Below are 6,791 nucleotides of genomic sequence, written 5' to 3'. Positions count from 1 at the left end.
GAACGGACGCTTCCTTTGTACTCACCCGAGACACTGTCTCGCGGCTTTCCTCCGGGCGCTTCCCTTCGGTCTTGCGTTTCCGACTCTATCAGATCCTTTTCGATCCGATTCCCGGTCGGCGGGTTTGTCTCGCGCTTTCGGGCTTTCGCCCGTCGGCCTTTCGACATTCACTACGTTAGCCGATTCCTTCGCGGACTCATAATCGGGTCCGGCGAGTTTGAATTCGGGCATGCAGGCATGACGAATTCACTCCCGCTGAGGGAAGTCGTAGGTAGTGGGTTGGCCGCTCTCGGCTGCTGGCGAATGCCGTAACCGGGTCAAGCGGCTCGGGCTACGTTACGCGCCCCCCAAAGGAGAGTCAACTTCGGCGCCGCTTCGGGACATGGGCCCGATACGGGCTGACCGTCGGATCGTCGGCAACCCAGTAACGCCACGGATGGACCCCGCCCTCGCCGGACACTCCGGTCCGCGGACCGTTCCGCACCTGGTCGCGGGGCACGGGGGTGCCCGTCAGGATGCGCAGCGGGGTGTCCTCCGACGTGCACGCGTCGGTGCCGTCGAGAGATCGGTCCACCCCCAGGGCAGTGGCCAAGCGGGCCGGTCCTTTGGCCAGTTCCTTGTCACTGCGGGCGGAGAGCCGACGAGTTCGGGCCAGCTCGGCGCCCTCGATGATCTCGCCGGCGCGGAGCAGGACGGCGCTCGCGGTGCCGTCGGGACCGCACACCAGGTTCATGCAGAACCACATGCCGTAGGTGAAGTAGACGTACACGCGTCCGGGCGGACCGAACATCACGTCGTTGCGGGGGGTCCGGCCGCGGTAGGCGTGCGAGCCGGGGTCGTGCTGACCGTCGTAGGCCTCGACCTCCGTCAGGCGGAGGGCGATCGGACCGTCCGGGGTGTCGCGCACGAGGACGCGGCCCAGGAGATCGGGGGCCACCTCGAGGACGGGCCGGTCGAAGAATTCCCTGGGCAGGGGCGTACGGTCAGGGCTCGCGATCATGCCGTCCGAGCGTAACGCAGCCGGGTCCGTGCGCGGGCTGGCCATGGGGCGTCCGGCTTGCCAGGGTGTGGCGCGGAACCGGCCACGGCCGGATCGCGTTTGTAGAGATCAAGGGTTCACACGCAAGCCTGGAGGAGAGACATGGCGTTCAAGAAGCTGCTCGCGAGCCTGGGGGCCGGCGGGGCTTCGGTCGAGACCGTGCTCAATGAGGTCAACGTCGTACCGGGGGGTGTCGTCCAGGGCGAGGTGCGGATCCAGGGCGGATCCGTCGACCAGGAGATCGAGGGGCTCTCCGTCGGGCTCCAGGCCAAGGTCGAGGTGGAGAGCGGCGACCAGGAGTACAAGCAGGACATCGAGTTCGCCAAGGTGCGGCTCGGCGGTGCCTTCGAGCTGAAGGCCGGTGTCGTGCACGCGGTGCCGTTCGGGCTGGAGATCCCCTGGGAGACGCCGGTCACCATGATCGACGGGCAGTCGCTGCGCGGGATGAACATCGGCGTCACCACGGAGCTGGAGATCGCCCGTGCCGTGGACTCCGGTGACCTGGACCCGATCAACGTGCATCCGCTGCCGGCGCAGAAGGCGATCCTGGACGCGTTCATCGGGCTGGGCTTCCGGTTCAAGAGCGCCGACATGGAGCGTGGCCACATCCGGGGTACGCGGCAGCAGCTGCCCTTCTACCAGGAGATCGAGTTCCTGCCGCCCCAGCAGTACCGGGGGCTGAACCAGGTCGAGCTGAGCTTTGTCGCCGACGCGCAGGCCATGGACGTCGTTCTCGAGATGGACAAGAAGCCCGGGCTGTTCAGCGAGGGCAGTGACACCTTCCGCTCCTTCAAGGTGGGGCTGAACGACTACCAGGGCACGGACTGGACGGCGTACCTCAACCAGTGGCTGTCCGAGGTCGGCAGCAAGCGGAACTGGTTCTGATGGATCTAGGCTCGGTCATCTCTGCACCAGACATTCAGGAGGTACCGAGGTGACCGAGCTGAAGCGGCGTCCGCTCCCCCATGACTTCCACCCGCCCGTGCCGTCGTTCACGGTCACGAGCGACGACGTCCAGGAGGGCGGGACGCTCAAGGACGCTCAGGTCCACGCGGCCGGCAACACCTCTCCGCACCTGCGGTGGGAGGGCTTCCCCGCCGAGACCAAGAGCTTCGCCGTGACCTGCTACGACCCGGACGCCCCGACGGGCAGCGGGTTCTGGCACTGGGTGGTGTTCGACATCCCGGCGTCGGTGACCGAGCTTCCGGTGGGCGCGGGCAGCGGCACCTTCGAGGGGCTGCCCCAGGGTGCCGTACAGGCGCGCAACGATTACGGCAGCAAGGACTTCGGCGGTGCCGCCCCGCCGCCCGGCGACGGGCCGCACCGCTACGTGTTCACGGTGTACGCCGTGGACCAGGAGAAGCTCGGCCCGGACGCGGAGGGAAGCCCGGCGTTCGTCGGCTTCAATCTGCGGTTCCACACGATCGGGCGCGCCCAGCTGATCGGTGAGTACGAGGTGCCCGCCGACAGCTGAGCGTTCCGAGCGTTCATGGAACGTTTGCCCGCCCCCGGTCTTGGAATGGATCAGGGGCGGGCATTTTTATTGCCAGGGGTGGCGGGGGGAGATCGTCGCCCCTGGAGCAGCGGATATTGCGTTGTCCATCTCGGCGTGCCCGGCCAGAGTTGATCCCAGCCCGCCACGGGGTGGGCCGGTGCACACGGGAGGTGGGCTGGTATGCGGGACACGCTGGTGCTGAACGCGAGCTTCGAGCCGTTGTCGACGGTGACGTTGAACCGAGCCGTCGTTCTGGTGCTCCAGGACAAGGCCGTCGTCGAGCAGGCCCACCCCGAACTGCGGATGCGCGGAGCCGCGCTCGACATACCGGCGCCACGGGTGATCAGGCTCTGCCAGTACGTACGGGTGCCCTTTCGAAGACGCGCTCCCTGGTCGAGGCGGGGCGTGCTGGTCCGGGACCGGCACCGGTGCGCGTACTGCGGCCGGCGGGCGACGACCGTCGACCACGTGGTGCCGAGGTCGCACGGCGGGCAGGACTCGTGGCTGAACACGGTGGCCTCCTGTGCGGAGGACAATCACCGCAAGGCGAACCGGACGCCGGAGCAGGCGGGGATGCCGTTGCTTCGGGAGCCGTTCGAGCCCACGCCCGCCGATGCGATGTTGCTGGCGCTGGCTCGGGACGACTTCGAGGCGTTGCCGGGGTGGTTGGTGCTGGACGCGGCGTGACGGCCGCGCCGCCGTGCATCCGGGTTTCGATGCCGGGTGCGGGTCGGCTGTGGCTGGTCGCGCCCAAGCGGCGGAGCCGCATGTCGACACAGCCCCGCGCCCCTGAGGGCGCGTACCGCGCCTCAGTCGATCGACGGCTTCTCTCGGCGTTCCTGCGCGGGGACGCTGGGGGTACCGTTGCCGCCGCCGCCCAGGCCCCCGAGGTTGCCCATGGCGCCGGACAGGCCCTTGAGGGCGTCGCCGATTTCGCTGGGGACGATCCAGAGCTTGTTGGCGTCGCCCTCGGCGATCTTCGGGAGCATCTGGAGGTACTGGTAGGAGAGCAGCTTCTGGTCCGGGTCGCCGGCGTGGATGGCCTCGAAGACCGTGCGGACGGCCTGGGCCTCGCCCTCGGCGCGCAGGGCGGCGGCCTTGGCCTCACCTTCGGCGCGCAGGATCTGGGACTGCTTCTCGCCCTCGGCGCGCAGGATCTCGGACTGCCGGACACCTTCGGCCTGGAGGATGGCGGCGCGCTTGTCGCGGTCGGCGCGCATCTGCTTCTCCATCGAGTCCTGGATGGAGGTGGGCGGTTCGATCGCCTTGAGCTCGACGCGGTTGACGCGGATGCCCCACTTGCCGGTGGCCTCGTCGAGGACGCCGCGCAGGGCCGCGTTGATCTCCTCGCGGGAGGTCAGGGTCCGTTCCAGGTCCATGCCGCCGATGATGTTGCGCAGCGTGGTGACGGTGAGCTGCTCGATGGCCTGGATGTAGCTGGCGACTTCGTAGGTCGCGGCGCGGGCGTCGGTCACCTGGTAGTAGATGACGGTGTCGATGTTGACGACCAGGTTGTCCTGGGTGATGACCGGCTGCGGCGGGAAGGGGACGACCTGTTCACGCAGGTCGATGCGGTTGCGGATGGTGTCGATGAACGGGACCACGATGTTGAGGCCCGCGTTCAGGGTCCGCGTGTAGCGGCCGAAGCGCTCGACGATGGCGGCGCTGGCCTGCGGGATGACCTGGATGGTCTTGATCAGGGCGATGAAGACCAACACCACCAGGATGATCAAAACGATGATGACCGGTTCCATCGTGGTTGTCCGTCCCCTTCTCCGACCCTGTTCACTGACCCTGACTACTGCTGATCTTACGGCTGTTGAGGATCTTGCTGGTCGAGTCTGACAGACCGTCGCACGACTCGGGGCCCGTTCGGGCCACTTGCGCACGGCGGGGTCACATGATGATCGCCGTGGCCCCCTCGATGTCCACGACGTCGACTTCCTCGCCCGCTTCGAAGGCGCGTCCGGTGTCCAGTGCGCGTGCCGACCAGATCTCGCCGGCGAGTTTGATCCGGCCGCCGGAGCCGTCGACCCGCTCCACGACGACGGCCTGTCTGCCCTTCAGGGCGTCGACTCCCGTGGCCAGTTGGGGCTGTTGGGAGCGATGCCGGGCGGCGACGGGCCGTACGACCGCGATGAGGGCGACCGATACGACGACGAAGACGAGGACCTGGACGACGAGGTCCGCGCCGAACCCGGAGGCCACGGCGGCGGCGACCGCCCCGACGGCGAACATCCCGAACTCCGGCATCGCGGTCACGACGAGCGGGATTCCGAGCGCTGCCGCGGCGACGAGCCACCACACCCATGCGTCGATGTCGTTCACGTGGTCATGGTAGGTCCGTCGGGTGGGCTGGGGACAGGGCGCACGGGGGGCGGGTCAGGACAGCGGCAGGCCCTGTGCGGTCCAGCGGTCGCCGTTCTGCTCGACGACCAGCGGGAGTCCGAAGCAGAGGGAGAGGTTGCGGGAGGTGAGTTCCAGCTCCAGCGGGCCGGCGGCCATGACCTTGCCCTGACGGATCATCAGGACGTGGGTGAAGCCCGGCGCGATCTCCTCGACGTGGTGGGTGACCATGATCATGGAGGGCGCGATGGGGTCGCGGGCGAGCCGGCCGAGGCGGCGGACGAGGTCCTCGCGGCCGCCGAGGTCGAGGCCGGCGGCCGGCTCGTCCAGGAGCAGCAGCTCGGGGTCGGTCATCAGGGCGCGGGCGATGAGGGTGCGCTTGCGCTCGCCCTCGGAGAGGGTGCCGAACTTCCGCTCCAGGTACTCGGTCATGCCGAGGCGGTCGAGGAAGGCGCGGGCGCGCTGCTCGTCGATGTCCTCGTAGTCCTCGTGCCAGCCCGCCGTCATGCCGTAGGCGGCGGTCAGCACGGTCTGCAGGACGGTCTGGCGCTTGGGCAGCTTGTCGGCCATGGCGATGCCGGCCATGCCGATGCGCGGGCGCAGCTCGAAGACGTCGGTGCCGGGCTTGCCGAGCGTCTCGCCGAGGATGGTGGCGGTGCCCTGGCTGGGGTAGAGGTAGCTGGACGCGACATTGAGGAGGGTGGTCTTGCCGGCGCCGTTGGGGCCGAGGATGACCCAGCGTTCGCCCTCCTTCACCGACCAGGAGACCTGGTCCACCAGAGCCCGGCCCTCGCGGACCACGGATACGTCCTGAAGCTCCAGAACATCGCTCATGAGCGCGTTGTCTCCCCTTGCATTGTGGCCGGTCTCGGCTGTCGCGTACGCCTTGGCTCGGGTCGCCGCGCCGGTGGGCGCAGGCCCTCCAGGAAATCTACGCCACCGGTCGGCATGACCGTTCCATCGGTCCGGTCCTTAGGGTGGGGGCATGCTCTCGGAACCACGCGCAGGGCGCCTTGCCGCCTGGGGAAATGCCCTTATTGCCGGATTGGTCTCGCCTGATGACGCCGCGGTGGCGATCGTCGGGGAGGACGCGGTGCATCGAGTGGAGGGGCTGCCCGGCGAACCGGCGCCCGTCGGTCTCACGCTGGCGCTCGGCCGGCTGCGGGCGCTCGGGGCGACGGGGCTGCGGGTCGCGCTGCCCTCGCCGGGGCATCCGCTGGGCCTGAGCGGTCCGCCGGACTTCAACGCGCGGGCGCTGGAGGCGGAGGAGGCCGTGGTCTGTCACGGTGCGGCGGTGGGGCTGGTGCCCGAGGTGCACGAGGCCGGGCCCGAGGGTGACGTGCACGTCGAGGTGGTCTGGCACTGCCTGCCGGTGCGGGAGGCGCCGCCCGCGGACGTGCCCTCGCTCGGGGAGGCGGAGCGGGAGCTGGCGGAGGCGCTGCGCGACGCGACGGAGATGCTGACGCGGCTGGACGTGGCCGGGTCGGGGCCGGTGGCGGAGGCGGCGGTCGCCGCGTACCGGGCGCGGGCCGAGCGCGGTCGGGAGGTGCTGGCGCCGGGGTATCCGCCGCGGGCGGTGCGGGTGCTGGAGTTGGCGCAGCGGGTGGGGGCGCTGGTGTCGCTGGCGTATGAGAACGGTCACGGTGGGGCGGTGAGCGCGTCCGAGATGGCGGCGCGGGGGGAGGCGCTGCGGCCGGTGGAGCGGACGGCACGGCGGGCGCTGGTCGCGGCGTACAACTCCGTTGTGGAGGAGCGGGGGCGGGGGATGCGGTGACCGTTCTCACCCTGTACCCGGGCACTGGTGTGGGCGACCCGGGGGCTGCGCCCCCAGACGCCGCTTTCGGCCTGAACGGCCTCGTCCTCACACGCCGGACGGACTGGCTGGTGCCGGTCGGCCTCCCAGGGAGCCCG

Annotated in this window: 8 protein-coding genes; 4 read left to right on the top strand and 4 right to left on the bottom strand. The window is 69.5% G+C overall.

Annotated elements, in window-relative coordinates; translation table 11 throughout:
• Positions 1-358 precede the first annotated feature (358 nt).
• The gene (locus ACFW01_RS36590) at positions 359-1,000 is read right to left on the bottom strand and encodes a DNA-3-methyladenine glycosylase (RefSeq protein ID WP_384510920.1); all 642 of its coding nucleotides are present in this window, start codon (positions 998-1,000) and stop codon (positions 359-361) included.
• Between the two features lie 141 nt (positions 1,001-1,141).
• Between ACFW01_RS36590 and ACFW01_RS36585 the strand changes: the two genes are divergently transcribed.
• The 3 genes from ACFW01_RS36585 to ACFW01_RS36575 all read left to right on the top strand — a co-directional run bounded on the left by ACFW01_RS36585 (position 1,142) and on the right by ACFW01_RS36575 (position 3,221).
• Positions 1,142-1,924: a sporulation protein gene (locus tag ACFW01_RS36585; protein WP_384510918.1), complete on the top strand. Its 783-nt coding sequence runs from the start codon at positions 1,142-1,144 to the stop codon at positions 1,922-1,924.
• A 49-nt stretch (positions 1,925-1,973) separates the two neighbouring features.
• Positions 1,974-2,513, top strand: coding sequence for a YbhB/YbcL family Raf kinase inhibitor-like protein (locus ACFW01_RS36580; protein WP_234953218.1), 540 nt, complete (start codon positions 1,974-1,976; stop codon positions 2,511-2,513).
• A 201-nt stretch (positions 2,514-2,714) separates the two neighbouring features.
• The gene (locus ACFW01_RS36575) at positions 2,715-3,221 is read left to right on the top strand and encodes an HNH endonuclease (RefSeq protein ID WP_234953220.1); all 507 of its coding nucleotides are present in this window, start codon (positions 2,715-2,717) and stop codon (positions 3,219-3,221) included.
• Positions 3,222-3,343: 122 nt separating this feature from the next.
• Here the strand turns inward: ACFW01_RS36575 and ACFW01_RS36570 are convergent, their stop codons facing one another.
• The 3 genes from ACFW01_RS36570 to ACFW01_RS36560 all read right to left on the bottom strand — a co-directional run bounded on the left by ACFW01_RS36570 (position 3,344) and on the right by ACFW01_RS36560 (position 5,714).
• The gene (locus ACFW01_RS36570; RefSeq protein WP_234953222.1) at positions 3,344-4,288 is read right to left on the bottom strand and encodes an SPFH domain-containing protein; all 945 of its coding nucleotides are present in this window, start codon (positions 4,286-4,288) and stop codon (positions 3,344-3,346) included.
• Positions 4,289-4,430: 142 nt separating this feature from the next.
• Complete coding sequence (locus ACFW01_RS36565) at positions 4,431-4,862, bottom strand: NfeD family protein (RefSeq protein ID WP_125494449.1); 432 nt, start codon at positions 4,860-4,862, stop codon at positions 4,431-4,433.
• Between the two features lie 54 nt (positions 4,863-4,916).
• Positions 4,917-5,714, bottom strand: coding sequence for an ABC transporter ATP-binding protein (locus ACFW01_RS36560; protein ID WP_234953224.1), 798 nt, complete (start codon positions 5,712-5,714; stop codon positions 4,917-4,919).
• 151 nt (positions 5,715-5,865) lie between these two features.
• Between ACFW01_RS36560 and ACFW01_RS36555 the strand changes: the two genes are divergently transcribed.
• Complete coding sequence (locus ACFW01_RS36555; RefSeq protein ID WP_234953226.1) at positions 5,866-6,654, top strand: hypothetical protein; 789 nt, start codon at positions 5,866-5,868, stop codon at positions 6,652-6,654.
• Positions 6,655-6,791 lie beyond the last annotated feature (137 nt).

The sequence above is a fragment of the Streptomyces sp. NPDC058985 genome (assembly GCF_042740985.1).
Lineage (GTDB): Bacteria > Actinomycetota > Actinomycetes > Streptomycetales > Streptomycetaceae > Streptomyces.
This window is presented reverse-complemented; position numbering and strand designations above follow the sequence as displayed.